This is a genomic window from Clostridium sp. J1101437_171009_A5 (genome assembly GCF_015547905.1).
GTDB classification, from domain to species: Bacteria; Bacillota; Clostridia; order Oscillospirales; family Oscillospiraceae; genus Pseudoflavonifractor_A; species Pseudoflavonifractor_A gallinarum.
The window spans coordinates 499,975-525,524 of the sequence record NZ_JADMVY010000001.1; the positions used below are offsets into that span (position 1 = coordinate 499,975).

Annotated in this window: 24 protein-coding genes and 2 tRNA genes; 10 read left to right on the forward strand and 16 right to left on the reverse strand. The window is 63.7% G+C overall.

Annotated features, from left to right (window positions below):
* The first annotated feature begins 264 nt into the window (after positions 1-264).
* Positions 265-507 carry an AbrB/MazE/SpoVT family DNA-binding domain-containing protein gene (locus I2C21_RS02625; protein WP_101693666.1) on the forward strand — a complete coding sequence of 81 codons (243 nt, stop codon included), beginning with the start codon at positions 265-267 and terminating at the stop codon, positions 505-507.
* A 174-nt stretch (positions 508-681) separates the two neighbouring features.
* On the opposite strand, the gene rsmI is transcribed toward I2C21_RS02625, so the two are convergent.
* The 10 genes from rsmI to murI all read right to left on the reverse strand — a co-directional run bounded on the left by rsmI (position 682) and on the right by murI (position 11,074).
* Positions 682-1,533: a 16S rRNA (cytidine(1402)-2'-O)-methyltransferase gene (rsmI, locus tag I2C21_RS02630; protein WP_186962884.1), complete on the reverse strand. Its 852-nt coding sequence runs from the start codon at positions 1,531-1,533 to the stop codon at positions 682-684.
* 23 nt (positions 1,534-1,556) lie between these two features.
* Entirely contained in the window at positions 1,557-2,213 is a 657-nt protein-coding gene (locus tag I2C21_RS02635; RefSeq protein WP_353654765.1) for a methyltransferase, read from the reverse strand.
* On the reverse strand, positions 2,200-2,820 hold the full coding sequence (locus I2C21_RS02640) for an NUDIX hydrolase (protein WP_195278428.1): 621 nt from the start codon (positions 2,818-2,820) through the stop codon (positions 2,200-2,202). Before I2C21_RS02640 ends, I2C21_RS02635 begins: the two co-directional genes overlap by 14 nt.
* Complete coding sequence (locus I2C21_RS02645; protein ID WP_195278429.1) at positions 2,817-3,458, reverse strand: CatA-like O-acetyltransferase; 642 nt, start codon at positions 3,456-3,458, stop codon at positions 2,817-2,819. The genes I2C21_RS02640 and I2C21_RS02645 overlap by 4 nt, the downstream gene beginning before the upstream one ends.
* Positions 3,455-4,288, reverse strand: coding sequence for a methionyl-tRNA formyltransferase (locus tag I2C21_RS02650; RefSeq protein WP_195278430.1), 834 nt, complete (start codon positions 4,286-4,288; stop codon positions 3,455-3,457). Before I2C21_RS02650 ends, I2C21_RS02645 begins: the two co-directional genes overlap by 4 nt.
* 430 nt (positions 4,289-4,718) lie before the next feature.
* Positions 4,719-5,963: a homocysteine S-methyltransferase family protein gene (locus tag I2C21_RS02655; RefSeq protein ID WP_101693671.1), complete on the reverse strand. Its 1,245-nt coding sequence runs from the start codon at positions 5,961-5,963 to the stop codon at positions 4,719-4,721.
* Between the two features lie 397 nt (positions 5,964-6,360).
* Positions 6,361-7,635: a glycosyltransferase family 2 protein gene (locus I2C21_RS02660; RefSeq protein ID WP_328821010.1), complete on the reverse strand. Its 1,275-nt coding sequence runs from the start codon at positions 7,633-7,635 to the stop codon at positions 6,361-6,363.
* Between the two features lie 280 nt (positions 7,636-7,915).
* The gene (argS, locus tag I2C21_RS02665; RefSeq protein ID WP_195278431.1) at positions 7,916-9,664 is read right to left on the reverse strand and encodes an arginine--tRNA ligase; all 1,749 of its coding nucleotides are present in this window, start codon (positions 9,662-9,664) and stop codon (positions 7,916-7,918) included.
* 62 nt (positions 9,665-9,726) lie between these two features.
* Positions 9,727-10,161, reverse strand: coding sequence for a YwiB family protein (locus I2C21_RS02670; RefSeq protein ID WP_101693674.1), 435 nt, complete (start codon positions 10,159-10,161; stop codon positions 9,727-9,729).
* A 100-nt stretch (positions 10,162-10,261) separates the two neighbouring features.
* On the reverse strand, positions 10,262-11,074 hold the full coding sequence (murI, locus tag I2C21_RS02675; protein WP_186962887.1) for a glutamate racemase: 813 nt from the start codon (positions 11,072-11,074) through the stop codon (positions 10,262-10,264).
* Between the two features lie 243 nt (positions 11,075-11,317).
* On the opposite strand from murI, the gene I2C21_RS02680 reads away from it, so the two are divergent.
* Positions 11,318-11,737: a hypothetical protein gene (locus tag I2C21_RS02680; protein ID WP_101693676.1), complete on the forward strand. Its 420-nt coding sequence runs from the start codon at positions 11,318-11,320 to the stop codon at positions 11,735-11,737.
* A 291-nt stretch (positions 11,738-12,028) separates the two neighbouring features.
* Here I2C21_RS02680 and I2C21_RS02685 read toward each other — a convergent pair whose 3' ends face one another.
* From I2C21_RS02685 to I2C21_RS02695, 3 genes are all read right to left on the reverse strand, one after another.
* Positions 12,029-13,729 carry a C69 family dipeptidase gene (locus tag I2C21_RS02685; RefSeq protein WP_101693677.1) on the reverse strand — a complete coding sequence of 567 codons (1,701 nt, stop codon included), beginning with the start codon at positions 13,727-13,729 and terminating at the stop codon, positions 12,029-12,031.
* Positions 13,730-13,930: 201 nt separating this feature from the next.
* The gene (locus tag I2C21_RS02690) at positions 13,931-15,679 is read right to left on the reverse strand and encodes a copper amine oxidase N-terminal domain-containing protein (RefSeq protein ID WP_195278432.1); all 1,749 of its coding nucleotides are present in this window, start codon (positions 15,677-15,679) and stop codon (positions 13,931-13,933) included.
* Positions 15,680-15,698: 19 nt separating this feature from the next.
* Positions 15,699-16,670, reverse strand: a complete 972-nt coding sequence (locus I2C21_RS02695) for a coiled-coil domain-containing protein (RefSeq protein WP_195278433.1) — start codon at positions 16,668-16,670, stop codon at positions 15,699-15,701.
* 149 nt (positions 16,671-16,819) lie between these two features.
* Here I2C21_RS02695 and I2C21_RS02700 point away from each other — a divergent pair, with 149 nt between their 5' ends.
* Positions 16,820-18,979: a Tex family protein gene (locus tag I2C21_RS02700; RefSeq protein ID WP_101693680.1), complete on the forward strand. Its 2,160-nt coding sequence runs from the start codon at positions 16,820-16,822 to the stop codon at positions 18,977-18,979.
* Positions 18,980-19,027: 48 nt separating this feature from the next.
* Entirely contained in the window at positions 19,028-19,405 is a 378-nt protein-coding gene (locus I2C21_RS02705; RefSeq protein WP_195278434.1) for a metallopeptidase family protein, read from the forward strand.
* Positions 19,406-19,483: 78 nt separating this feature from the next.
* On the opposite strand, the gene I2C21_RS02710 is transcribed toward I2C21_RS02705, so the two are convergent.
* From I2C21_RS02710 to I2C21_RS02720, 3 genes are all read right to left on the reverse strand, one after another.
* The gene (locus I2C21_RS02710) at positions 19,484-19,849 is read right to left on the reverse strand and encodes a DUF6483 family protein (RefSeq protein ID WP_195278435.1); all 366 of its coding nucleotides are present in this window, start codon (positions 19,847-19,849) and stop codon (positions 19,484-19,486) included.
* 135 nt (positions 19,850-19,984) lie between these two features.
* Positions 19,985-20,068, reverse strand: a tRNA-Tyr gene (locus I2C21_RS02715).
* A 31-nt stretch (positions 20,069-20,099) separates the two neighbouring features.
* Positions 20,100-20,175: transfer RNA gene (locus I2C21_RS02720), tRNA-Thr, on the reverse strand.
* 253 nt (positions 20,176-20,428) lie between these two features.
* Between I2C21_RS02720 and I2C21_RS02725 the strand changes: the two genes are divergently transcribed.
* The 6 genes from I2C21_RS02725 to pstB all read left to right on the forward strand — a co-directional run bounded on the left by I2C21_RS02725 (position 20,429) and on the right by pstB (position 25,367).
* The gene (locus tag I2C21_RS02725) at positions 20,429-20,746 is read left to right on the forward strand and encodes a sigma-70 family RNA polymerase sigma factor (RefSeq protein ID WP_243207873.1); all 318 of its coding nucleotides are present in this window, start codon (positions 20,429-20,431) and stop codon (positions 20,744-20,746) included.
* A gap of 74 nt (positions 20,747-20,820) precedes the next feature.
* Positions 20,821-21,471, forward strand: a complete 651-nt coding sequence (locus I2C21_RS02730; RefSeq protein ID WP_101693683.1) for an HAD family hydrolase — start codon at positions 20,821-20,823, stop codon at positions 21,469-21,471.
* Positions 21,472-21,718: 247 nt separating this feature from the next.
* Positions 21,719-22,585, forward strand: a complete 867-nt coding sequence (locus I2C21_RS02735) for a phosphate ABC transporter substrate-binding protein (protein WP_186962890.1) — start codon at positions 21,719-21,721, stop codon at positions 22,583-22,585.
* Between the two features lie 245 nt (positions 22,586-22,830).
* Entirely contained in the window at positions 22,831-23,685 is an 855-nt protein-coding gene (pstC, locus tag I2C21_RS02740) for a phosphate ABC transporter permease subunit PstC (protein WP_235964190.1), read from the forward strand.
* Between the two features lie 45 nt (positions 23,686-23,730).
* A complete protein-coding gene (gene pstA, locus I2C21_RS02745; protein WP_101693686.1) occupies positions 23,731-24,594 on the forward strand; it encodes a phosphate ABC transporter permease PstA in 864 nt (287 codons plus the stop codon).
* 11 nt (positions 24,595-24,605) lie between these two features.
* Positions 24,606-25,367, forward strand: coding sequence for a phosphate ABC transporter ATP-binding protein PstB (gene pstB / locus I2C21_RS02750; protein ID WP_101693687.1), 762 nt, complete (start codon positions 24,606-24,608; stop codon positions 25,365-25,367).
* Positions 25,368-25,550 lie beyond the last annotated feature (183 nt).

Here is a 25,550-nt window from a genome sequence, read left to right on the forward strand (position 1 = left end):
CTTTCCATTTAAAAATATTTGTACTACTATATGCGGGGAAAGCCGGAAAATATGCCTTACTTTTTAAACGTTTGGTTCAAAATATGGACTTTTTTATACTACATTTTTTAAAATACAATTTATTCCAATTTTGCGACATTAGTCGAAACTTTACGATTGAAATTTCCAAAATGGAATTGACATAGCAATACAAAGTGTTATAATAATGTCAGTTTCTAGATAAAGATAGGAAAACATGGAAGCCGCAAGAAAGGACGTATCGCTATGAAATCTACCGGCATTGTCAGAAAGGTCGATGAACTCGGCCGAATCGTACTTCCCATCGAGCTCCGTCGTACTCTGGATATCGCCGAAAAGGACTCTTTGGAGATCTATGTAGATGGAGCCTCCATCGTCCTGAAAAAGTACCAGCCCGCCTGTATTTTCTGCGATGATGCCAAGGATGTCATCAACTTCCGCGGCAAGAACATCTGCCCCAATTGCCTCAAGGAACTCCAGAATAAATAAAGAACCCAACGAAAAAACCCGGCCGTTCCCATGGAACCGCCGGGGCTTTTTGCGCCTCTCCGCCCCGGAGCCGTCCGGTGCGGAGAGGCGTTTATACGTTCTGTATAAATTTGTATGCAATTGGCAGGGTACCTTCACCCCCTGTTTTCCCAGAAAATTACTTTCACAGTTTACTCAGTCAGAAAGAGATTTTCCAGTTTTTCCGACCGCCCGGTCGTAGAGCTCATTGCGGGAAAGGCCCAGCTCCTTGGCCGCCTGCCGCACCGCGTCCCGCAGGGAATGCCCCGCATCCCGCAGGTGTTCCACCCGCTCCAGGCCCTGTTCCAGGGTGGGGATGTCCTCTTTCTGTGCACAGGCCCCCTCCAAAACCAGCACGAACTCCCCCTTGGGCGGGTTGTCCCGGTACCACTCCAGGGCCTCCCCCACGGTGGTGCGCCGGACCTCCTCGTGGAGCTTGGTCAGCTCCCGGCACAGGCTCAGCCGCCGCTCCCCGCCGAAGTAGGTCTGGAAGTCCTCCAGGGTGGAGAGGAGCTTGTGGGGGGCCTCATAGAAGATCATGGTGCGCATTTCCCCCCGCAGGGACTCCAAATGAGCCCGCCGGTTCTTCTTGTTCATGGCCAAAAAGCCCTCGAAGGTAAAGCGTCCCGTGGGCAGGCCGGACACCGACAGGGCGGTCACCAGGGCGCAGGGACCGGGGATGGCCACTACCTCCACCCCGTTGGCGGCGCACAGGGCCACCAGCTCCTCGCCCGGGTCACTCACCGCCGGGGTGCCCGCGTCGGTGACCAGAGCGCAGCTCTCCCCGGCCAGCAGCCGCTGGAGCACCGCCTGGCCCCCGGCCTCGGTGTTGTGGCGGTAATAGCTCACCATGGGCTTGCGGATGCCCAGATGGTTGAGGAGCTTGATGGATACCCGGGTATCCTCGGCGGCGATGAAGTCCACCTCTTCCAGCGTGTCCGCCATGCGCCGGGAGATATCCCCCAGGTTGCCGATGGGGGTGGGGACTAAGTATAAAATTCCAGCCATATGCACTTCTCCATTCCCATGTATCATTCGCCTCCCCGGTGCAGCAGGCGCGCCGGGAGGATCTCCAGCCCTGTTTTCGCCCCCTTGACCCCCTCGGCCAGCACCGCGGAGGGCGGGTGGGAGGCGTCGTGCTGGATGAGGCGCAGGCGCTTGGGCTCCAGCCCCGCCCGGCGCAGCTCGGTGAGCACCTCCACCAGGCGCTCGGGCCGGTGGACCAGGGCGAACCGGCCCCGGGGGCGCAGGAGCGCCGCCGCCGCGCGGCACAGCTCCGGGAGGGTGCAGTGCTCCTCCATCCGCGCCCCTCCCCCGCTCTTCCCGCTTCCCAGGGCAAAGTAGGGGGGATTGGAGATCACCAGGTCCCAGCTCCCCGGGGGGAAGCCGCTCTCCCGCAGGTCCCCGGCGCGGATCTCCCCCGCCAGGCCGTTGCGCGCCAGATTGGCCCGGGCGGCCCGGGCGGCCGCCTCCTCCAACTCCACCCCGGCCAGGGTCAGCCCATCGGCCCGGGCGGAGAGCAGCAGCAGGAGCACCCCGCCCCCGCAGCCCAGATCGCACACCCGCCACCCGGGCTTCACTGTGGCAAACTCCCCCAGCTCCAGGCTGTCCCGGCCCAGGGGAAAACACGCGGGGTCCCGGTCATAGCGGTAGGGCCCCAGCTGCTCCATGCGCTCACGCTCTTCCACGCAGCACCTCCGCGAGATGCTTCATCACCCGGCCGGTGATGCCCCAGATGGCCCGGCCCTCCCAGGTGTAGATGGGCACCTCCACCCGGGCCCCCTTCCAGTCATAGCCCTGGGGAAAGCCGATCTGTGCATAGGGGAAGTCCTCCCCCACCTGGGGCACCAGGGGGTAGGAGGGGCACAGGGGCTCCTCCTCCAGAAAATAGGAGAGCGGCACCAGAAAGGTCTCGGCCACCTCGGTCGCCTGGGGCCGCAGGCGGGCCAGCCAGGCGGGGTCGATCCGGCCCAGAATCGGGTGCATCAGAAAACCGCTCTGGTGGAGGACCTTGTCCAGGGGGGCCAGGACCTCGATCCCCTCCACGGGGATGCCCAGCTCCTCCCAGGTCTCCCGCAGGGCGCAGGTCTCGGGCTCCTCCCCCGGCTCCATCCGCCCGCCCGGGAAGCAGACCTCCCCCGGCTGGCGGCGCAGGGTGGCCGCCCGTACCTCAAAGAGGACCTGGAGTCCCTCCGGAGTCTCCACCAGCGGGACCAGCACCGCATACTCCCCGGTCACGTCCTGAAACCCGGCGCGCCGGAGGGCCATCCGGGATCGGATCTCTTCCAGGGTCATGGCTCCTCCGCCAGGGCGGCGATGCGCCGGTTGAGGGCCTCGTAGAACCTCCCCACGTGGATGCCGTCCACCATCCGGTGGTTCAGGTCCAGGGCCAGGGAGAGGCGCAGCCGCCCGTCGTGCTGCTTCTCATACCGGCCCCAGGCCGCCCGGGGGATGCAGTCGCTGGGGTCGAACCGGCGGTCGTGGGTGACCGAGGTCATGGGGAGCCAGGGCTCACTGCTGAAGAAGATCATCTGGTCGCTGTCCCAGGGTCCGTCCTCCTCCAGGAAGGCCTTGTGGGCGCGGCTCTTCTCCCGGGCGGCGCGGCAGAAGGCAGCCATGTCGTCCCCGGCCTCCAGGGCGCTGATGTGGAAGAGCTCCTCCCCCGGCTCCATGTCGGTGAAGCTGGGGACCAGGTGGTCGTGGAGGATGATGGTGCCGTTGCGATCCCGGTAGCGGAAGTTCTCCACCTCATCCATGGACTTGGTCACCAGGAAGATGAGGGAGTAGTAAAAGGACAGGCCGTGCCGCTTGGTGTAGGCCTTCAGCTCGGTGACGTCCACCGGGAAGCTCATGGCGTAGAAGGGCCACTCCTCGTCCTTGAAGTGCTCGTAAATCTCTCGCCGGGGCCAGTGTTCCAGATCAATGATCTTCATGCTTGGTTTCCTCCTTCTTGGGTCTGACTCTCATAGAGGCGCAGCCAGCCGCCCTTCAGGGCATACTGGGGGATGCCCTGTTCCAGGCGCAGGGTGCCGGGGGGCGCTTCCGCCCCGCCGGGGATGACCTCTCCCCGCACCACGGTCAGGGTCTCCTCCCCCAGGCGCAGGAAGCTCCCGTACCCGGCGAAGGCCCGGACGATGCGGTCCACCCGCTCCAGGCTGTCCCAGGGGGTGAAGGTCATCTCCTCCTCCGTGGGCTCCTTCCAGTACTCTCCCTCTCCCTGGGGCACAGCCTTCTCCCACAGCTGGTCAAAGGACTGTACCACCTGGGCGGCCAGCCGGGGAGCCAGGGCGCGGATGGTCTCGGTCATGGTCTCCAGGGTGTCCTGCCCGGTGACGGGAAAGGGCTCCTGGAGCAGGATGTCCCCGGTGTCCAGCCCGGCGGCCACCTTGTGGATGGTCACGCCGCTCTCGCTCAGCCCCCGCAGGATGGTGCAGGGCATGGGCCAGGGGCCCCGCCCCAGGGGGAGCAGGGCCGGGTGGACATTGGCGCAGCGCAGGGGGGTGTCCACCGGGATGCGGTAGATATACCCGGCGGAGAAGAGGGCCTCACAGCCTGCCTCCCAGAGGGCGTTCAGGTCGGCGGAGGTCACCCGGGCGTCGGTCCAGGGGATGCCCCGGGCCTCGGCAAAGCCGGTGACCTGGCGGTTGAATTCGTAGACGTTGTCGGTGGGGTAGGTGAACACCCGCATGACCTCACACCCGGCCGCCTCCAGGGCTTCCAGGCAGGGATAGAGCAGGTCAAACCCCGCATAGGCAATTTTCATGGGTTCCTCCCGTTTCGGATAGAAGAAACCGCGTCCATTCGGACGCGGCCAGCGTGTCGAACACGTTCGACACGCTTCTCAAAAATACAGGCATTTTTTCGAGGGGATGCAGGCCGCTGCGCGCACTTCGTCGGGTCAAAGTCCGCACCGTTCGCCCCGGCCTGACGGCCAGGGTTCACTCCGCTCCCTTGCCCCTCCTCTCCCAAACAAACCCACTTCACTGGGCTTTGTTTGGGTTCCCGGTTCGCACACTTGCAGCCTGAGAGGTGTGTTTTCCGACGTACACGCCGCCGGAAAACACTCTTTGACTTGATTCTGCCGTCTGCGGACGGCAGAACTCTGCGAGGCTCTTACCGCATAAGCCGCAGGAATACACGTTATCAACAGACTGACCGCGCCCAAATGGACGCGGTCTCTCTGTGAATGGTCTTTACAGGATCACCAGACCGTATTTTTTCCGCATCTGCTCCAAAAATGCATCCTCCAGCTCCTCGGTGCCGTCCCAGAAGGCCCGGCCCTGGAAGGCCCGCAGGGCCCCCTCCAGCAGCTCCGGCACGTCGGTGGTGATGCACAGGGCGTCCTTGACCACATACTGGTTCTCGGCAAAGAGGGCCACGTCGTCCTCCTCCAGGATCTCGATCTTCAGCGCGCCCTGGGGGCAGTTTTCCTCGGCCTCCACGATGTCCTCCATCAGGTCGCTGGTGCACTCGATGGTCTCCCCCACGTCCACGTCGGGGGTGATGAAGCGGGCCTCGGTCTCGCTGGCGCAGGGGATCACGTCGGGGTCGTGCTCCACCGCGGGCAGGGCGGCAAAGTCCACCGCCGCCACGGCCGCCTTCAGCGCGGCGATGTGCTCCGGCGTGGTGCCGCAGCAGCCGCCGAAGATGCGCACCCCCGCCTCGGCCATGGCCTTGGCGTAGGAGGCAAACTCCTCCGGCGGGCAGTCGTAGACCGTGCGGCCATCCTCCATATGGGGCAGGCCCGCGTTGGGCTTGGCGATCAGGGGCACCTGGGCGTAGGGGGTGAGGCGGCGCAGCTGCTCCAGCATCCCGTCCGGGCCGGAGGAGCAGTTCAGGCCGAAGGCGCTCACGCCCATGCCCTGCATCACGATGAGGGCGGCCAGCACGTCGGTGCCCGACAGGGTGCGCCCGTTCTCGTCACAGGTGAAGGTGACGAACACCGGCTTATCCGACACGCTCCGGATGGCCAGGACGGCCGCCCGGGCCTCGGGCATGGTCATGGTGGTCTCCACCACGAAGAGGTCCACCCCGGCCAGCTCCAGGGCCAGGGCCTGCTCGGTGTAGACGGCCACCAGCATCTCAAAGGTGTAGTCCCCAAAGGGCTCGATGAATTTTCCGGTGGGGGCCATGTCGCCGCCCACCAGGGCCTTTCCGCCGGCGGCCTGCCGGGAGAGGGCCACCAGGCGGCGGTTGTACTCGTCCACCTTGCCGCTCAGTCCGTGCTCCTCCAGCTTGACGGCGTTTGCCCCGAAGGTGGGCGCCAGGATCACGTTGGACCCCGCCGCCACATACTCCCGCTGGAGCTCCACCAGTACCTCGGGGTGCTCCAGTACCCACTGCTCCGTACAGGCGCCGGCGGGCATCCCGCGCTTCAACAGCTCGCTGCCCGTTGCGCCGTCCAACAAAAGGGGCAGGGATAAGGGAATGTTGTCCATGAAATAAATTCCTCCTCACAGATCGGCGTCTTCCCGCGCCGGGGCGGGAAGGCGATAGGCTGCTTTGATTCGCAGATAAGTATATACAAATCCCCGCTCAAAATCAAGCGCAACCTCTTGGGGGAAGGGTGTCGAAGTGTTTCGACACTCTTCTCAAAAATGCAAGCATTTTTTCGAGGGGGATGCAGGCCGCTGCGTCGCACGCCCCTTTGGGGCGCACGCTTGCGGCCTGAGCAGAGTGTTTTCCGACGTACATGCCGCCGGAAAACACGATTTGACCCTCTTCCGCCGTCTGCGGACGGCGGAACTCTGCGAGGCTCTTGCAGCAAACACCGCAGAAATACACTTTATGGACAGACTAAGGCCGGAGTCCATGAAGGACTCCGGCCGATGAGCGTTATTCCTGGGCGCGCAGGCTGCCCTTGGCGCCGTGATAGATGGGTTTCCACTCCACCCGGCGGACCAGCGCGGCCACCGAGATGGGCACATAAGTAAACATGAAGATGGGGAAGGTGAACAGATAGAGCACCTTCTGGGCGGGTGCCACCTGGATCTTCTTCCACTCCGTGGCCGTGGTCACCACGCCGAAGAGGAACAGGCCCAGATAGAAGTTGACCACCGCCATACCCAGGAAGCCCATCGTCTCGTCGATGACCAGCTTGGCCATATAGGTGGTCTCATTCAGGCAGGCCACCAGAACGATGGCGTTGAAGACGATGCCCAGCAGGGTCAGCAGCATGCCGGGGGCCACCGTCATGAGCATGTCATAGCAGGAGAAGCCCCGGCGTCCGCCCTTGAAGCAGTTCTTCAGCAGGCCCAGGCCGTACTTGAAGTCCACCTGGTAAAATCCCTTGGACCAGCGCAGACGCTGATCCCAGGACTGCTTGAAGGTGACGGGCTGCTCGTCATAGATGACGGCGTCCTCACAGTAGCCGATGCGCTTGCCCTGGATGGCGCAGTTGACCGAGAACTCGATGTCCTCCGTCAGCAGGTGGAAGGGCCAGCCGCCGTTCTCCTCCACCAGCCGGGCGGAGACCAGGAAGCCGGTGCCCGACACGTGGCAGTTGGTGCCCAGCGCCATACGGGGACCGCTGAGGAAGCGGGCCTCCCGCAGGAACCACAGGCCGTAGCCCGCGGAGATCCAGTTGTCTCCGAAATTCTTGGAGTTGCGGTAGCTGGTCAGGGCATCGTACTTGCCCGAGTCAAAGGTCCGGTTCATGGCGGGGACGAAATTGGGGTCCACGTGGTTGTCGGCGTCAAAGACGAAGAAGCCCTCGTACCCGGTGCGCCCCTCCGCCTTCAGGCGGTGGAACAGGTAGTCCATGGCGTAGCCCTTGCCCACCTGGACCTTGTTGAAGCGCTCGTAGACGATGGCGCCCGCCTTCCGGGAGACGGCGGCGGTGTCGTCGGTGCAGTTGTCGGCCACCACGTACACGTCCAGCAGCTCGGCCGGGTAGTTCTGTCTCTTGAGATCTTGAATCAGATCTGCTATGACATTGGACTCGTTGCGGGCACAGATGACCGCCGCGTACCGGTGCTGCCGCACCTCCTGCTCCAGCGCGCGCCGCTTGCGGCGGGTCAGGCCGATCACCAGGTACACCAGCTGATAGAAATAGGCCAGCGTCAGAATCACCGCCAGCAGCAAATTGAAATCTCTGACAAATGAAAGCATATCCATTCCTCATATCCGTGGGATCGGAGATCCCGTTTCCTACAATCACTTCTTCGGGGTGTTATAATAGCACCTTCTGAAAATATTACAAGTGTTTTACCCACTAATTAATAAATTGTTAAGAAACTTTTTTTATTTCATTCATACAAAAGGCCCGAATTGCATTTTAATTTCTTCGGTTTTCGTTACTTTCTACCCAGTTTTCCCGCCGAAAAAAATGCACCCTCTTTTGTAAAAAAGAGGGTGCATTTCACACTTTTGTAACATTTCCCCGGGGGGATTACATCTTCTCGGGGGCGCTGACGCCGATCAGGTTCAGGCAGTTGGCGATGACCAGGCGCACCGTGTCGGCCAGCTTGAGCCGGGCGGAGAGCACCTCGGGGGCCTCGCCGCGGATGTAGCAGGCGTTGTAGAACCGGTGGAAGTCGCCGGCCAGGGAGAGCAGATAGCGGTTGATACGGCTGGGATCGTAGTCCCGCACCGCCAGGTGGATCTCCTCGGGCAGCTGGGCCAGGTTCTTGATGAGGGCCTTCTCCTCGGCAGTGGCGAAGACGGCGGCGTCCACCGCGGCGGCGGCGGGCACGCAGGAGCCCTCCTCGGCCAGGCGCCCCACCAGGGAGCAGATGCGGGCGTGGGCGTACTGGACATAGTACACCGGGTTCTCGCTGTCCTCCCGGACGGCCAGGTCCAGGTCGAAGTCCACCGGGCTGGTGGAGGAGCGGGAGTTGAAGAAGTAGCGGGCGGCATCCACGCTCACCTCGTCCAGCAGGTCGTGCAGGGCGATGGCCTTGCCCGAGCGCTTGGACATCCGGACGGGCTTGCCGTCCTGGAGGAGGTTGACCAGCTGCATGAGCACCACCACCAGGCGGTGGGAGCCGTCCAGGCCCAGGCCGTCCAGGGCGGCCTGGAGGCGGGCCACATGGCCGTGGTGGTCAGCGCCCCAGATGTTCACCGCCACGTCGAACTTGCGCTCCTCCAGCTTGTTGCGGTGGTAGGCGATGTCGGCGGCGAAGTAGGTGTAGAAGCCGTTGGCCCGGCGGAGCACGTCGTCCTTCAGGTCCAGCTTGTCCACCTGCTCCTGGGTCTTGCCCTCGGCCAGGAACTTCTTCTTGAGCAGCTCCGTGGTGTTGAGCCAGAGGGCCCCGTCCTTCTCATAGGTCCAGCCGTTGTCGGCCAGCATCTGCACGGTCTGGGCCACATAGCCGCTGTTGTGGAGGGTAGACTCAAAGAACCACTCGTCGTACTCGATCTGATAGCGGGACAGGTCGCTCTTCATCTTGGGGATGTTGACCGACAGGCCGTACTGGCTCATGGGCTCCAGCCACTGGGCCTCGTCGGCGTCCTTGAAGGCGTCCCCGTGCTGCTCATAGAAGCCCTGGGCCAGCTCCTTGATGTCGTCCCCGTGATAGCCGTTCTCGGGGAAGGGGAAGCCCTCCTCCCCCAGGAGGATCTGCATGTAGCGGGCGTGAATGGACTCGGCGAACTTGTGGATCTGGTTGCCCGCGTCGTTCACATAGAACTCCTTCCAGGTGTCAAAGCCCGCGCGCTTGAGGACGTTGGCCAGGGAGTCACCCAGCACGCCGCCCCGGGCGTTGCCCATGTGCATGGGACCGGTGGGGTTGGCGGAGACGAACTCCACCATGACCTTCTTGCCCCGGCCCTCGTCGCTCTTGCCGTACTCCATGCCCTCGGCCTCGATGTCGGAGAGCACGTCGCCGTACCACTTGGAGCCCATGAAGAAGTTCAGGAAGCCGGGGCCGGCGATCTCGGCCCGCTCAAAATAGCTCCCCTCCAGGTCCAGATGGTCCACGATGGCCTGGGCGATGGCCCGGGGGGCCATGTGCATGGCCTTGGCCCCCGCCATGGCGAAGGAGGAGGCATAGTCGCCGTTCTTCACATCCTTGGGGATCTCCACGGTGGCCTTTACTTCCACCCCGGCGGGCAGGATACCCTGGGCGGCGGCCTTCTCATAGGCCGCCTGGGTCAGTGCGGACACCTGTTCCCGGGCCGCTTGAATCATATTGGACATAGCTTATTCCCTCTCATCTGTATCAAATTCAATGGATCGACGGTGATCCCCACCGCCCGGCCTCACCGCCGGGCCTGGCGGATCTGGATATCAAAGGTATTGCGCCCGGCCAGGGCGTGGTCCAGCTCGATGTCATAGACGATGCGGATCTGGCCCCCCTGCTCGTCCAGGGCGGCGGAGAGCTCCCGGGTGTTGACCCCCATGGCCAGCGCGCCGTACGGGGTGTCATACATGGACAGATGCCGCCGTCCCAGCTCAAAGACCATCTCGGAGTTCACGCCCCCCAGGCGCATCAGGGTGATGCGCTCGGGCTCGATCTGGAAGGTGGTCAGGGTCCCCTCCAGCCCAGTGACCTCGCTCTCCTGGTAGCTGAGGGTAAAATGTCCCTCGTCCTCCCGCTCCAGCCGGCCCTCGGTCACCAGCTCGATGACGTCGTCCTCCTGCTGCTCGTAGGACTGGGTTCCCTTGATGGAAATGATCACGTTGTTCTCGCTCATGGTCGGCCCTTCTCTTCTCAAAATGATCCGGGGCGGCTGCCCACGGCATGTCGCACTATTATACTATGGATAAAACCGACCTGTAAAGCCCCGAACCGGGTCAAAACTGCCCAATATCCACCTGTGCTACCTCTCCGGTCACATCCTGACGGAGAAAAATGGAGGCCAGCCGGGCGAAGTCCTCCACGCTGTCGCTGACAAAATAGCGGCTGCTCCCCTGCTCCCGCTGGGCCAGGGCGTCCTGGGCCTCCAGCTTGCGGGCCACCTCCCGGGCCCCCTCGGCCCCGGCGTTGATGAGGGTCACGTCCGGCCCCATATAGGCGGAGATGACCTCCTCCAGCAGGGGGTAGTGGGTGCAGCCCAGCACCAGGGTATCCACCCCGGCCTCCTTCATGGGGGACAGGTACTCCTCCACCACGGTCTCGATGACGATATCCCCCCGGTGGAAGCGCCCGTTTTCCACCAACGGCACAAAGAGGGGGCATGCCTTGGACAGGATGCGCGCCCCCGGGTGGAGGGCGGAGATGTACCGCTCATAGGCCCCGCTGCGGATGGTGGCCTGGGTGCCGATGAGTCCGATGGCATCGCTCCGGGTAGCCCGGGCGGCGGCCCGGGCGGCGGGCTCCACCACGCCCATGACGGGGATGGGATTCTCGGCGGCCAGCAGGTCCAGCGCGGTGGTGGACACGGTGCCGCAGGCGATGACGATGGCCTTGAGGTCAAAGGTGCGCAGGAAGGCCACATCCTGCCGCGCATATTTGCGAATGGTCTCCTTGGAGCGGCTGCCGTAGGGCACCCGCCCGGTGTCTCCGAAATAGACGATATCCTCCCCGGGCAGCAGGCGCATCAGCTCCCGCACCGTGGTCAGGCCGCCCAGGCCCGAATCGAATACCCCAATGGGCTTCTGGTCCAAAACAGATCCCTCCCGGCCGCACACGGCCAACGGTATTTCGCCGGCCCGCCAGATGCGGCGGACCGGCGAGGTCATACTTTTTCTCTAATATCATATGCGAAAGGACCGGCCCTGACAAGTCTTTTTTTCATTTGTGTGAATTCCTGTCCCACCCGTTTGACAACCATCGCAAAAGCACTATAATATAATGACAAGAGCGGGTGCTCTCCCGCTCCACCACCGCACAGCGAGGAGGTTACTGACATGAAGCTGGAACTGACGACCAAGCAATTCCGCCGTCTGTTGGATATGGCCTATATCGGCAACTGGATCCTCAACTCTACCCGGGGCGACGACCGCTTCAAAGACTATGACGACGTGGAGAGCCTGCTCTTTGCCAAAGCCCGGGAAGAGGGAATGGGCATCCTGGCCGAGGACTGGAAGGGCGAAGTGGTCCCCTCCCGCGCCTTTGCCGAGGGCGGCATTCACGAGGCCATCATGGAATATGAAAACAACGTCTTTTTCGACATCCTGGCCGAGGATCTGGCCCGCCGGGATATGGACGACGTACCCATTGACGAGTCTAACTATGAGGAGCTCAACCGCCGGATCGACGCCTATATCGCCGAATTCGACCAGCACGGCACCGACAACATCCTGGTGGACAGCGACACGCTGCCCTGAGCGTGTCGAACTGGTTCGACACGCTTCTCAAAAACGCAGCGCGTTTTTGAGAGGGGATGCAGGCCGCCGCGCGCATGGCCCAGAGGGCCACACACTTGCGGCCTGAGAAGTGTGTTTTCCGACGTACATGCCGCCGGAAAACACGCTCTCACTTCATTCCGCCGTCTGCGGACGGCGGAACTCTGCGAGGCTCTTACGACCAAACGCCGCAGAAATTTACGCCATCAACAAACTGAGCGGACGGAATCTTTCGATTCCGTCCGCTCTCTTTTCTTATCTGGATTGTTTCAATTACAGTCCCTGCACGAAGCTCATGGGCACATAGGTCACGCCGTTCTGGGTGTAGGGGGCGGCGGAGAGCTCCACCTCCTGGCCATTCTTGACGGCCGTAGCGCTGCCCGCCTTGAGGGAGATCTTGTCGCTGCCCTTGGTCAGGGTGATGGCGCCGTCGGCGGCATTCCAGCCCACGGTATAGCCCTTGAACTGAGCGGCCTCCCGCAGGGCGGTGGTGGCCTCAAAGGTGACCGGGGTCTTGCCGCTGCTCAGGCCGTTGTTGTGGGTCACCACGGTGAGGAGCTCGGCATACAGGTGCTCGGCGTTGGCCATCTGCTCCTCCACCATCTCCTCGGCCAGCGCGGTCACATAGGCGTCGCCCTTGGCCTCGTCCTGGGCGTAGAGGGTCTTGGCCTGCTCGCCCGCCTGCTCCATCTCGGCCTGCATCATGGCCTCCTGGAGCGTCCAGTAGTCCTCCACGCCCTGGGTGTAGAGGGTCCGGTCGGTATCCGCCAGGCCGCAGATCTGCTTGAAGGTCCAGTAGACGGAGTTGTCGGTGTAGATGGCGCTGTCGGTCTTCCAGGCGTCGGCGGTATCGGTGATGCCGCTCAGCTCAGGCAGGAACACGGAGTGCTCCGCGCCGCCGGGAGCCACCCAGGTCACCGCCGCGCTCTGGGTGGGATAGTCGTCGTGGATCTGCACGATGTGGGTCTCGGGAGTGGTGGAGACGGCGATGGCCCGCATGCCCTCATTGCCGGGCAGGTCGGCGTCATACTCGGTGCCCTCGTACCGGTTCCGGTAGATGCCCATGACGTCGTCCAGCGTCACCTTCTCGTCGGGGGTGTAGAAGAGATCATAGAAGGTATCGCTGTCGTACGCTCCCACGCTGGAGGGAGCCAGGACCTTGTGGCCGATCCAGGTCCGCATGTTGTTGCCGTCGCTCCGGGTCTCGTCGGTGATGGACTTGGCCAGATGATACTTGCCGTCCTCCTTCACCGCCAGACCCAGCTCGTCGATGGTGGAGAAGAGCTCATCCGAGAAGATGTAGCCCTCGGTGGCCGCAGGATCCACCAGACCGATCATGAACTGGTTGCCGTAGACCGCCACCGCATCGGCGGGCATCTTCATGGCGGCATACTGGTGGCCGCCGTAGATCTCCACGATCCAGGCCTCGTTCTGGTCGGCGATCATGACGATGTTGCCCTCAGCGGAGCCGTACTCGTCCACGATCTTCAGCAGGTTCTCCACGCCCTCCTTGGCGGTGGCGGAACAGCAGGCCACCGCCGCGGGGAGGACGGCCTCCCGCAGGCCATTCTCCACATAGGGATCGGCCTCTTTCCACGCCGCACAGGGGGAGGCGGAAACCGTACCGGTGACCGACACGCCCATCTCATTGCTGCACACCGCGGGATACACGCCGTCCCCGGCGGTGGAATAGTCGCTCATCATGGTGTACTGATAGGTGGTGGCGGGCAGAGGCATCTGGAAGCCGTTGATATCCTCCAGCACCCGGCCGGGCTGGTTCTCCACATGGGGGACCACCTTGTGGACCTTCTGATAATCCGAGGGGCTGATGTCCTCGCTGCGGGCAATGATGGTGGTGCCGTCGGCGCTGGCCTCTTTGCCGACATACAGGCCCGTGCAGGCCAGGGCGCTCACATTGCTCAGAGCTACGGTAGCCGCCAGGGCGGCGCTGAATACTTTTGCAGTCTTTTTCATGATCAGTTCCCTCTCTCAAATTCACTTTGATGAATAAATTCTGAATGAGCTTGGATTTATTTTTGAATTTATTCACTTTATTCTTGATTTCATGAATATTATTTCATATCTATCCCGATTTGTCAAGTCCCAACGTAAATATTTTTGCATAAAAAACCGCCACCCATTTGGGTGGCGGTTGTCTGCTTTTTGAAACCGGGCTCAGATCAGGTCCAGTTCCTCCAGCCAGGTCCACAGGGGGATGACCTCATCCTTCTCTCCGGGGGCGGTGGGGATGGCGGCCTGGGTGGGAACGGAATCCACCTTCCAGGCACCATCCACCCGGCCCAGATAGCGCCCCGCCAGGGCCAGCGTGCCCTCGGCGTTCTGTCCGTCCCGCCGGGCGGTCAAGGTGAACTCCACCGGATTGGTCCCCTCCGCCCGGATGCGCAGGTCCAGCGCGGCGGAGGTCAGCTTCTCCCCGCTGCACTCGGCCCGCAGGGAGAAGGACACATCGGGCGCGCTCCCCAGCGCGGAGAGGGTATCCAGCAGGGAGCCCTCCTCCAGCAGGCCCAGCTCTCCGGCCCGCTTCCCGATCGTAAGGGTAGTCTGCTCCAGGGTGTAGACGGTGCGCTCCCCGCTGCGGGTGACCCGGAAGTTCTCATCCCCCAGGAGGGCCTGGAGCCACAGGCTGCTCTCCTGCAAGGCGGCCGCACCATAGCCGTAGCTGTACAGTCCATCGCTCTGGTAGAACGTGGTCAGCAGCGTTCCGATCGTAAGGGGCTCCCCCGCAACATCGGGCAGGGGGTCCCCCTCCAGGGCCACCCAGGTATCCTGATAGGCCTCGGGCAGGCTGCTGCGGAAGTAGAGGTTCCCCTCATCGGCGTCCATGCGCACCTCCAGCCGGGCGCCGCTGAGCTGCTGGAGCAGATCGGCCGCCTGGTCCGGCAGCTGGGCAAAGAGGGTCTCCTCCATGCCGCCTGCGTCCAGATCCAGAGTGAGGGAGGCGTCCATGGCCCGTCCGTCTCCCCGGTAGAGGCCCTCTCCCGTCAGGGCGAGGGAGGCGGTGTCGTGCTTCTTCTCCCCGTAAAGGGTCCCCGAGAACTGGAAGGAGGTTTCGCTCTCATACACCGTGTCCGCCTCATAGGCGGAGGCGGCTGCCAGCAGGGCGTTGAGGTGGGTGAAATGGCTGTCCACCTCTTCCCGCAGGCTCTCCCAGTCGGTCAGATAGACCAGGCTCAGGTAGTCGTCCCACTCCACCTCCAGGCCCAGGGTCCGGGCGGCGGCGCGCACGGGAAGGTAGACCCGCCCGTCCTCTATGTAGGGCTCCCCTATCGCTTCCTCCAGCAGCTTCTCCCCCTGGTTCCAGCGCAGGACGGTATCCCCGGCGGCCAGGGTGACGGTGGTCCCGTCCTCCCACGCGGCGGTGAGGGTTCCCTTTTCATAGGATACTTTTGCCCCCGCCGCCTCATAGAACCCCCGGAAGGGGACCAGCGTGCGGCCGCTCACCGCCCGGGGCGCGCAGGAGCCAAAGTCCATCCAGGTCCCGTTCCAGTTGACGTTGATCCCGTCCGGGTAGGGCAGCCCCAGCTCTTCCCGCAGCTCGTCCAAATAGGAATCCTCGTCCCCCCACAGGGGCTCCCCGTAATAGTCGGTGTACCAGCCGTTCAGGTCGGTGTCATACTGGTCCACCAGCGCCCAGGCGTGGCTCTCGTAGGCGCCCCAGTAGCTCCACCACGCATCCTCGCTCCAGCCGGCGGCCTCCTGGCGCTGCTCCTCCGTCCAGGTGTTCCAGGGGCCGTACGCATCAAAAAGTGCCTGGCCATCCGCGCCCCCCTGGGCCTCGACCACCACCACGCCAGTCCCGCCCAGGGCATCCGTTACATCGGGCACGGCCACGGCGGCCGCCTGGGCGGGGACCATCCCCAGCAGCACAGCGGCGCTCAGACAAAGACTCAGCCTTCGTTTCATGGTACTTCCCTTCCTTTCTCTATTCCGTCTGTGTTCCGGGGAGGGGCTCCTCCAAAAAGAGCCGCCGTGCTCCCTCCGCGCTGCGCAGCCGCCCGGCTGCCTTCCGCTGTTGGTTCCCCAAGGCCGAGATGAGGCCCCCCAGATTAGAGAGGGCCTGCGCGGTCCCCGCCTGGGCCTCCTTGATGCGGCTCTGCACATACCAGTCGGCGAACAGGCCGTCCATCCAGTAGTCGGCAAAGACCGCAAAGGAGCTCAGCTCCACCTGGGGCACATGGACCGCCTTCTGGAGCGCGGTCATCTGGCTGCGCAGCCGCTCCAGGGCGGATCGGGCCGACTGGGCGGCGTGCTGGGCGTCATCCAGGTGGTCGTGCTTGGCCATGGTGCTCAGCAGTCCGCCCCCCAGCAGGTCCACCGTGCCCCAATTGCGGGCGTGGTCCAGGCTGCCGCTCATCCGGCGGATGGACGCCCGGGCCGACTGGGCGGCCGAGAGGGCCCGGCTCAGCTCCCGCTCCAGGGTGTACAGGGCGTTGCGCTCCCGCTCCAGGGTGCGCAGCCGCTCCCCCAATTCCCCCGGGTCCTCCCGCAGAAGGTCGGCCTTTTTCCTCAAAAGCTCTTCATAGCGCCGCTCCAGCCGCGTCCGCTCTTCCGCGGGACCGGCCAGGCGCTCCATCTCTTCCCGGGCCTCCTCCTGGATGCGCCGCTTCTCCTCGTAGCTCGCCCGCTCCCGCTCCAGGAGGGTGCGGCACTCCGCCCGGGCCTCCCGCCCCTGCCGGGTCAGGCGGGCGTGCAGGCCGGAGGGCCCCCAGCCCTCCAGCTCCTCCAGCTGACCGGAGAGCAGCAGGACATAGTCCCAGGCCCGTCTGCTCTCCTGCTCCAGGGCCTCATGGCGGCTTCGGGCCTCCTTCCAGGCGTCCTCCGCCCCCTGGGCCGCGGCGATCCCGGCCCGGGTGTCCGCCAGCTGCTGTTCCAGCTCCTGCCAGGTCTTCCCCATGGTCCTCCCTCCTTCCGTCCGGCGGGCCGCGCCCTCCGCTGTTCTCTTTCAGTATACGCCAGTCGACAACATCTGTCCATATCCACCCACTGGACGGACCGCTCTTTTTGGAGTAAAATGGGAGGTATCTCTTGACAAAGGAGTCTCTTATGGATACCATCACCTCTCTTTTGGCCCGGGAGCTGGGCCGGGATGAGGGCCACGTGGCCAACGTGGTCCAGCTCATCGACGAGGGAAACACCATCCCCTTCATCGCCCGCTACCGCAAGGAGCTCCACGGGGCCATGGACGATACCACCCTGCGCACCCTGGCCGACCGGCTCCAGTACCTGCGCAATCTGGACAAGCGCCGGGAGGAGGTCCGCGCCGCCATCGACGGCCAGGGCAAGCTGACCGAGGAGCTCTCGGCCGCCATCGACGCCGCCGCCACCCTGGCCGAGGTGGAGGACCTCTACCGCCCCTATAAGCAGAAGCGGCGCACCCGGGCCACCGTGGCCAAGGAGAAGGGGCTGGAGCCTCTGGCCCAGGCCCTGTTCGCCCTGGGCGGGGCCGTGGACCCCCGGGCTCTGGCGGAAGGGTATGTCAACCCGGAGAAGGGCGTGGAGACGGTGGACGACGCCCTCCAGGGGGCCAGCGACATCCTCGCCGAGGTCATCTCGGATGACGCCGCCCTGCGCAAGAGCCTGCGGGACCTGTATCTCCGCCGGGGGACGCTGGTCTCCCGCGCGGCGGAGAAGGAGCCGGAGGACAGCGTCTACCGGCTGTACTACGACTTCCGCGCCCCCGTGGGCAAGGTCCTGGGCCACCAGGTGCTGGCCATCAACCGGGGCGAGCGGGAGGACATCCTGAAGGCCGGGGTGGAGCTGGACGGCGAGACCGCCCGCATCGCGGTGCGCCGGGCGGTGGTGCCCGGCCGGGCGGCCATGGACTTTGTCCGCGCTGCGGCGGACGACGCCTGGGACCGGCTCCTCAAGCCCTCTCTGGAGCGGGAGGTGCGCAATCTCCTCACCGAGCAGGCCAATGAGGGGGCCATCCACAACTTCGGCCTCAACCTCAAGCCCCTGCTCATGCAGCCCCCGGTAAAGGGCAAGGTCACCATGGGTCTGGACCCGGGCTACCGCAACGGCTGCAAGGTGGCCGTGGTGGACGGCACCGGCAAGGTGCTGGACACCGCTGTGGTCTATCCCACCTTCAGCGAGCGGAAGAAGCGGGAGGCCATGGACACCCTCAAAACCCTCATCCGGCGGCACGGGGTGGTCCACATCGCCATCGGCAACGGCACTGCCAGCCGGGAGACCGAGCTCATGACCGCCCAGATGCTCCAGGAGCTCCCCGCCGGGCAGGTGCGCTACATGGTGGTCAGCGAGGCGGGGGCCAGCGTCTACTCGGCCTCCCAGCTGGCCGCGGAGGAGTTCCCCGACTATGACGTGAACCTGCGCAGCGCCGTCTCCATCGCCCGGCGGCTCCAGGACCCCCTGGCCGAGCTGGTGAAGATCGACCCCAAGGCCATCGGCGTGGGCCAGTACCAGCACGATATGCCCCAGGCCCGGCTGGACGAGACCCTCCGGGGCGTGGTGGAGGACTGCGTCAACGCCGTGGGGGTGGACGTGAACACCGCGTCGGTCCCCCTTCTCACCCAGGTGGCCGGCCTCAACAGCACCACCGCCCGCAATGTGGTGAAATACCGGGAGGAGAACGGCCCCTTCACCGCCCGGCGGCAGCTGCTCAAGGTGCCCAAGCTGGGCCCCAAGGCCTTTGAACAGTGCGCCGGCTTCCTGCGGGTGCCCGAGAGCCAGAGCGTACTGGACCACACCGGCGTCCACCCCGAGAGCTACGCCGCCGCCCAGAAGCTGCTGGAGCTGTGCGGCTACACCCTCTCCGACGTGGCGGCCGGGACCCTCTCCCAGCTGAACGAGCGGCTGGATGCCTACGGCCGGGAGGAGGCCGCCGCGGCCTGCGGCGTGGGCCTGCCCACCCTGGAGGACCTGGTCAAGGAGCTCCTCAAGCCCGGCCGGGACCCCCGGGACGAGCTCCCGCCCCCTATCCTGCGCACCGACGTGATGGAGATGAAGGACCTGAAGCCCGGCATGGAGCTCACCGGCACGGTGCGCAACGTCATCGACTTCGGCGCCTTCGTGGACATCGGCGTCCACCAGGACGGCCTGGTCCACATCTCCCAGCTGGGGGTGGACCGCCGGGTCAAGCACCCCTCCGAGGTCCTCTCGGTGGGGGACGTGGTGACCGTCTGGGTCAAGGAGGTGGATGTGGCCAAGAAGCGCATCTCCCTGACTATGCGCCGGCCCAAATAACCGCCCCTTTGATCCCAAACCCGCTATTTCCCCGGAAAGGAGCCTTCCATGATCCTCACCTTTGACGAGACCGGCGCCATCCTGGACGAGCTGGCCGACAGTCTGCCCCCGGATTTTTACCGGGAACTCAACGGCGGCGTCTCCCTCCTGCCCGAGGAACTGCCCGACCCGGCATTTCCCGGGGAAGCCCTCTATATTTTAGGGGAATACTGCCACGACCAGATGGGGCGGTATATCAACCTCTATTACGGTTCCTTCGCCGCCCTGGCCCGGGCGGAGGGCTGGACGCAGGAGGACTGGGAGGAGGAGCTCTATACCACCCTCCTCCACGAGTTCACCCACCACCTGGAGGGTCTGGCCGGAGAAAACGGCCTGGACCGCAAGGACGCCGCCCTTCTGGAGGAGCTGCGCGCCCAACTCTCCTGAATCCTCCAAACATGCACAAAAGCGCCGTGACCAAACCGGTCACGGCGCTCTCTATTTGTATGAGTTTGTATGAAACCGTTACAGCGCCAGATCCACGCCGAACTGCCGGGCCATATCCCGCAGGCCCTCCCCCACTTCTTCCCGCTCAAAGCCGCCTGCCTTCAGATCGGCGTCGGAGAAGCGGTTCAGGTGGACATAGAAGTCCACCGCGATCTCCAGATAGCGCAGATCGGAGGGGTCTGCCTCCTCATAGAGCAGATCCTCCGCCTCATTGAGGCGGTTTTCCTTGAGCAGCTGATCCAGGGCAAACCACAGGCCGTCCGCCTTGGCGTCGGCCTCCAGTCCGCTGGGGGCGTAGTCGGTCCCGGTCTTGCTCAGGACCAGGTGTGCGATGGTAGTGGCCAGCGCGTCGGTGGAGCGCACCAGATAATCGTCCTTCAGCATCCTTATGCTCCTCTCTTGAAATTATCTTAAAAAGATACTTGACTTTTATTTTCGTATATGGTATCTTACTAAGAGTCAAGAACATTTGTTCTTTCCAACTATGAAAAAACGCCCCGCCGATTGGCAGGACGCTTTTGGTGGAGGAGGGTGGATTCGAACCACCGAAGCTAACGCAACAGATTTACAGTCTGCCCCCTTTGGCCACTCGGGAACTCCTCCATATGAACTTTTCAGCCCCTCATTAGGACGGTGGAGCTGGTGGACGGACTCGAACCCCCGACCGGTTGATTACAAATCAACTGCTCTACCAACTGAGCTACACCAGCAAATCAGCTCGTCCACAACGATGCTTAGTTTACCAGACGAATCCCGATTTGTCAACAGTCTTTTTCAAATTTTTTAAAATTTTTTTCACACAGGGAAAGGAGGGGGTTTTATGCCCGTCCCCATCCGGCTCGACCCACTGCGGGACCTGCAGCGCCAGCCCCCCGCGGACTGGTGCCGCCGGTGCGGCGCGGAGCTCTACGGCGAGGAGCGGGAGCTCTGTCCCGCCTGCCGACCCCAAAAGGAGGAATGGATATGGGAGAACCCCGTTACCGCCGGGGCCGGGCCTTTGCGTCCGATATGGCGGTCTACACCCGCACCATCAGCTCGGACAACGGTGCGGAGCACCAGCGCCTCAAGCGGAATCTGATCCGGGCCCTTCAGGAGGAGGTCACCCCCCTCCAGCGGAAATACCTGCTTCTCTATTATAGTGAGGGGCTCAATATGCGGGAGATCGCCGACCGCTTCGGCGTGGAGCGCTCCACCGTCTCCCGCACCATCCACCGGGGGGAGGAGCGCCTGCGCCGGTGCCTGCGCTACGGGGCGGCCGCCCTGCTGGCCCGGAGCGGGTGATTGCCCCAGCCCCCGGTCTGTGTTACAATCAGAGGGAACACCGTCTATCTCAGGAATGCACAGGAGGAATCCCCATGTCCTATCAAGCCGTACTCTTTGACTTTGACTTTACCCTGGCCGACGCCTCGGAGGCCATCGTGGCCGGATTTGAGCACGCCTTCCGGCAGATGGGCCATCCCGCCCCCGATCCCGCCGCGGTCCGGCGCACCATCGGCCTGGTGCTGGAGGACGCCTACACCCAGCTCACCGGCCAGGCCGATCCCGAGGCCCGGGCCCGGTTCCGCGCCCTTTTCTCCGAGGTGGCCGTCCCCATGCAGATCAAGGTGACCCGGATGTTCCCCGGCGCCGCCGAGCTGCTGCGCGCCCTGCACGAGGCCCACATCCCCGCCGCCATCGTCAGCACCAAGCGCGCCTCCACCCTGCGGGAGGTGCTGGGCGCGCGGGAGCTGCTCCCCCTGCTGGCCTCCATTACCGGCGGCGAGGACGTCACCCATCACAAGCCCCACCCCGAGGGACTTCTCAACGCCATCGCCGCCCTGGGACTCACCCCCGGTGAGGTCCTCTACTGCGGCGACACCGTCATCGACGCCGAGGCCGCCCAGCGCGCCGGCGCCCCCTTCTGCGCCGTTCTCAACGGCACCACCCCCGCCGATGCCTTCGGCGCCTTCCCCAGCGTCCACATCGCTCCCGACCTGGTGGAGCTGCGGCAGTGGCTGGGGCTCTGATCCCTTCGTCCACAGTGCACAACACAGAGGCCCCGATCCGGCGGGCCTCTGTGTTTTTTTGCCTACGGCGGACATTTCGACGACAAACCACCCAGTTTTGTCTTTCTATCAAATACACCTCCCCCTTTTTCTTTACAAACTCTTTACTGATGTTTGCAGGACTCCTTTACAAAAAATCCGTTATACTGACAGCGTCCTGAAGAAAGGAAACAAAACGTTAGATTGTTTGGATAGGAGATCGAAGAACATGAATAAACTCTTTTCTCTTGCTTTGACCGGCGCTCTTTCCATTGGCCTGCTGGCTGGATGCTCCTCCGGCACTGCCACCACCCCCGCTCCCGACGGCGAGAGCAGCGCCGCTCCTTCCGCTGAGCAGACCACCACCCTCTCCGGTGTGGTGAACACCGACGGCTCCACCTCCATGGAGAGCGTCATGGGCGCTCTGGGCGAGGCCTTCATGGAGCTCAACCCCGACGTGACCGTGGGTTACAGCGGCACCGGCTCCAGCGCCGGCATCACCGCCGCTCTGGACGGCACCGCCGACATCGGTCTGGCCAGCCGTGACCTGAAGGATTCCGAGACCGGCGTCGAGGCCATCACCGTGGCCAAGGACGGCATCGCCATCATCGTCAACCCCCAGAACCCCGTTTCCGACCTGTCCATCGAGCAGATCGCTCAGCTCTTCACCGGTGAGATCACCAACTGGTCCGAGGTGGGCGGCAACGACGGCACCGTGGTGCCCATCGGCCGTGAGGCCGGCTCCGGCACCCGCGACGGCTTCGAGTCCATCACCGGCACCGAGGACGCCTGCAAGTACACCAACGAGCTGACCTCCACCGGCGAGGTGATCGCCAACGTGGCCTCCAACCCCAACGCCATCGGCTATGCCTCCCTCTCCGCTGTGGATGACACCATCAAGGCCATCACCGTGGGCGGCGTGGCTGCCACCGAGGAGACCGTGCTCGACGGTACTTACGCCATCCAGCGTAACTTCAACTTCATCATCAACAGCGACAAGGAGCTGTCTGAGGCGGCCCAGGCCTTCGTGGACTTCGCTACCTCCGCCGATGCCTCCGACCTGATCACCGGTGCCGGCGCCGTGCCTCTGGCCTGATCCATACCCCGATCCTGATGAACTCCCTCCGTCGGAGTGTCACTGTGGAGCGACCGCGAGGCGGGTGACCCCGCCCCGCGGTCTCCCCGCGCGCGGCACCCGGAGAGAGTTTTTTGAATGTCTTCCGGCCTCCGGCCGGATTTTGAAGAAAGGTGGAACCCATCCAAATGGACGAACATCTCAGCTATGTGCCCGGCGCGGAGCAGACCGCGCCCAAGCCGCAGCATAGAAGCCCCCTGCGCGTCATGGAGTGCGTGATGCATGCTCTCTTCCTCTTGTGCGGCCTCATTGCCATTGCCTTCGTGCTCTTTATCAGCTTCTATCTGATCCTCTCCGGGCTGCCCGCCATCCGCACCATCGGACTGACGGAGTTCCTCTTCGGCCAGACCTGGGCCTCCACCGCCGCAGAGCCGCAGTTCGGCATCCTGCCCTTCATCCTCACCTCCATCTACGGCACCGCAGGGGCCATCCTGCTGGGGGTGCCGGTGGGCTTCCTCACCGCCGTGTTCCTGGCCAAGGTGGCCCCCCGGAAGGTGGCCGCCGTGGTGCGTCCCGCCATCGACCTGCTGGCCGGTATCCCCTCGGTGGTCTACGGCCTGATCGGCATGATGGTGCTGGTCCCCGCGGTGCGGGAGCTCTTCAACCTGCCCGACGGCGCCAGCCTCTTCTGCGCCATCATCGTGCTGGCCATCATGATCCTGCCCTCCATCGTCAGCGTCTCTGAGACCGCGCTCCACGCGGTTCCCAAGGAGTACGAGGAGGCCAGCCTGGCCCTGGGCGCCACCGAGATCGAGACCTATTTCCGCGTCTCGGTCCCCGCCGCCAAGAGCGGCATCGCCGCCTCCATCGTCATGGGCATCGGCCGCGCCATCGGCGAGGCCATGGCCGTCATCATGGTGGCCGGCAACGTGGCCAATATGCCCTCCCTCTTCTCCTCGGTCCGCTTCCTTACCACCGCTGTGGCCAGTGAGATGAGCTATGCCGCTGTGGGTTCCCTCCAGCAGCAGGCCCTCTTCTCCATTGCGCTGGTGCTCTTCCTGTTCATCATGCTAATCAATGTGATCCTCAACCTCCTGCTCAAGTGGAAGCGGGAAGCCTGATCCGGTCCCCCGGCTTGGATTTTACGGAAAGGAATGATATACTAAATGGAACTCCAGACTCTTTCCGGCGCCCGGAAGGCCTATGACCGCACACTGCGCTTTCTGCTCTACTTCTCCGCCTTCCTCACCTGTGCGCTGCTGCTGTTCATCATCGGCTATATCTTTATCAAAGGTCTCCCCCATGTGACCTGGGAGCTGCTCTCCACCAAACCCAGCTACATCCGGGACACCATCGGAATTCTGCCCAACATCCTCAACACCGTCTTTATTGTGGCCGTCACCCTCATCATCACCCTGCCCCTGGGCGTGGGTGCGGCGGTCTACCTCACGGAATACGCCCAGAACCGCCGGCTGGTCTCGGCCATCGAGTTTGCCACCGAGACCCTTACGGGCATCCCCTCCATCATCTTCGGTCTGGTGGGCATGCTCTTCTTCTGTAATTTCCTCTCTCTGGGCAAGTCCCTGCTGGCCGGCTCCCTGACCCTGGTCATCGTGACTCTGCCCACCATCATCCGCACCACCCAGGAGTCCCTCAAGACCGTGCCCCAGAGCTACCGGGAGGGCGCGCTGGGCCTGGGCTCGGGCAAGTGGCACATGATCCGCACCCTCGTGCTCCCCTCCTCGGTGGACGGCATCGTCACCGGATGCATCCTGGCGGTGGGCCGCATCGTGGGCGAGTCGGCCGCTCTGCTCTTCACGGCCGGCATGGGCATGACCCTGAACAACTTCTTCACCGCCGACGGTTTTCTCCACAGCTCCGGGGCCAGCCTGACCGTGGCCCTGTACGTCTACGCCAAGGAGCGGGCCGAGTTTGACGTGGCCTTTGGCATCGCCGCCATCCTGATGCTCCTGACCCTGCTGATCAATCTGTCCGCCAAGCTGGTGGGCCGCAAGCTCCGCCACAAATAAGGAGGTCCCCCATGAACGAAACTACCATTCTCTCCGCGGAAAAGCTGAATCTCTATTACGGCGCCGCCCACGCCCTGAAGGATGTGGACATCGCCATTCCCGAGCGGCAGGTCACCGCCCTCATCGGTCCCTCCGGCTGCGGCAAGTCCACCTTCCTCAAGACCCTGGACCGGATGAACGACCTGGTCCCCGGCGTGCGCATCGAGGGAACCGTCTCCTACCGGGGACAGGACATCTACGCCCCGTCCGTGGATGTGACCTGGCTGCGCAAGCAGATCGGCATGGTCTTCCAGAAGCCCAACCCCTTCCCCATGTCCATCTATGACAACATCGCCTACGGTCCCCGCACCCACGGCATCAAGAACAAGAGCCAGCTGGACGACATCGTGGAGCAGTCCCTCCGGGGCGCCGCTATCTGGGACGAGGTGAAGGACCGCCTCAAGAAGTCCGCCCTGGGCCTCTCCGGCGGCCAGCAGCAGCGTATCTGCATCGCCCGCGCCCTGGCGGTGGAGCCCGACGTCCTCCTCATGGACGAGGCCACCTCCGCCCTGGACCCCATCTCCACCTCCAAGATCGAGGACCTGATCTCCGACCTGAAGGACAAGTATACCATCGTCATCGTGACCCACAACATGCAGCAGGCCACCCGCGTCTCAGACAAGTGCGCCTTCTTCCTGCTGGGCGAGCTGATCGAGTTCGGCAACACCACCGACCTCTTCTCCATGCCCAAGGACAAGCGCACCGAGGACTACATCACCGGCCGTTTCGGTTAATCCCGCCTATTCCGCTCCCCGCTTTGGGGAGCGCAAGCGTGTCGATAAAGTGCATTTCTGCGGTTTGTGCTGCAAGAGCCTCGCAGAGTTCCGCCGTCCGCAGACGGCGGAAGAGAGTGGGATCGTGTTTTCCGGCGGCATGCACGTCGGAAAACACCCCTCTCAGACCGCAAGTGTGCGAGC

Bases quoted from the DNA above. Each gene is read 5' to 3' on its own strand.
- I2C21_RS02725 (WP_243207873.1), top strand. From the start codon at position 20,429: ATGGGAGAACCCCGTTACCGCCGGGGCCGGGCCTTTGCGTCCGATATG.
- pstA (WP_101693686.1), top strand. From the start codon at position 23,731: ATGGAACTCCAGACTCTTTCCGGCGCCCGGAAGGCCTATGACCGCACA.
- I2C21_RS02625 (WP_101693666.1), top strand. From the start codon at position 265: ATGAAATCTACCGGCATTGTCAGAAAGGTCGATGAACTCGGCCGAATC.
- I2C21_RS02730 (WP_101693683.1), top strand. From the start codon at position 20,821: ATGTCCTATCAAGCCGTACTCTTTGACTTTGACTTTACCCTGGCCGAC.
- I2C21_RS02660 (WP_328821010.1), bottom strand. From the start codon at position 7,635: ATGCTTTCATTTGTCAGAGATTTCAATTTGCTGCTGGCGGTGATTCTG.
- argS (WP_195278431.1), bottom strand. From the start codon at position 9,664: ATGTCCAATATGATTCAAGCGGCCCGGGAACAGGTGTCCGCACTGACC.
- I2C21_RS02710 (WP_195278435.1), bottom strand. From the start codon at position 19,849: ATGCTGAAGGACGATTATCTGGTGCGCTCCACCGACGCGCTGGCCACT.
- I2C21_RS02640 (WP_195278428.1), bottom strand. From the start codon at position 2,820: ATGACCCTGGAAGAGATCCGATCCCGGATGGCCCTCCGGCGCGCCGGG.
- rsmI (WP_186962884.1), bottom strand. From the start codon at position 1,533: ATGGCTGGAATTTTATACTTAGTCCCCACCCCCATCGGCAACCTGGGG.
- I2C21_RS02645 (WP_195278429.1), bottom strand. From the start codon at position 3,458: ATGAAGATCATTGATCTGGAACACTGGCCCCGGCGAGAGATTTACGAG.
- I2C21_RS02670 (WP_101693674.1), bottom strand. From the start codon at position 10,161: ATGAGCGAGAACAACGTGATCATTTCCATCAAGGGAACCCAGTCCTAC.
- pstB (WP_101693687.1), top strand. From the start codon at position 24,606: ATGAACGAAACTACCATTCTCTCCGCGGAAAAGCTGAATCTCTATTAC.
- I2C21_RS02735 (WP_186962890.1), top strand. From the start codon at position 21,719: ATGAATAAACTCTTTTCTCTTGCTTTGACCGGCGCTCTTTCCATTGGC.
- I2C21_RS02695 (WP_195278433.1), bottom strand. From the start codon at position 16,670: ATGGGGAAGACCTGGCAGGAGCTGGAACAGCAGCTGGCGGACACCCGG.
- I2C21_RS02700 (WP_101693680.1), top strand. From the start codon at position 16,820: ATGGATACCATCACCTCTCTTTTGGCCCGGGAGCTGGGCCGGGATGAG.
- pstC (WP_235964190.1), top strand. From the start codon at position 22,831: ATGGAGTGCGTGATGCATGCTCTCTTCCTCTTGTGCGGCCTCATTGCC.
- I2C21_RS02680 (WP_101693676.1), top strand. From the start codon at position 11,318: ATGAAGCTGGAACTGACGACCAAGCAATTCCGCCGTCTGTTGGATATG.
- I2C21_RS02655 (WP_101693671.1), bottom strand. From the start codon at position 5,963: ATGGACAACATTCCCTTATCCCTGCCCCTTTTGTTGGACGGCGCAACG.
- I2C21_RS02705 (WP_195278434.1), top strand. From the start codon at position 19,028: ATGATCCTCACCTTTGACGAGACCGGCGCCATCCTGGACGAGCTGGCC.
- I2C21_RS02650 (WP_195278430.1), bottom strand. From the start codon at position 4,288: ATGAAAATTGCCTATGCGGGGTTTGACCTGCTCTATCCCTGCCTGGAA.
- I2C21_RS02690 (WP_195278432.1), bottom strand. From the start codon at position 15,679: ATGAAACGAAGGCTGAGTCTTTGTCTGAGCGCCGCTGTGCTGCTGGGG.
- I2C21_RS02685 (WP_101693677.1), bottom strand. From the start codon at position 13,729: ATGAAAAAGACTGCAAAAGTATTCAGCGCCGCCCTGGCGGCTACCGTA.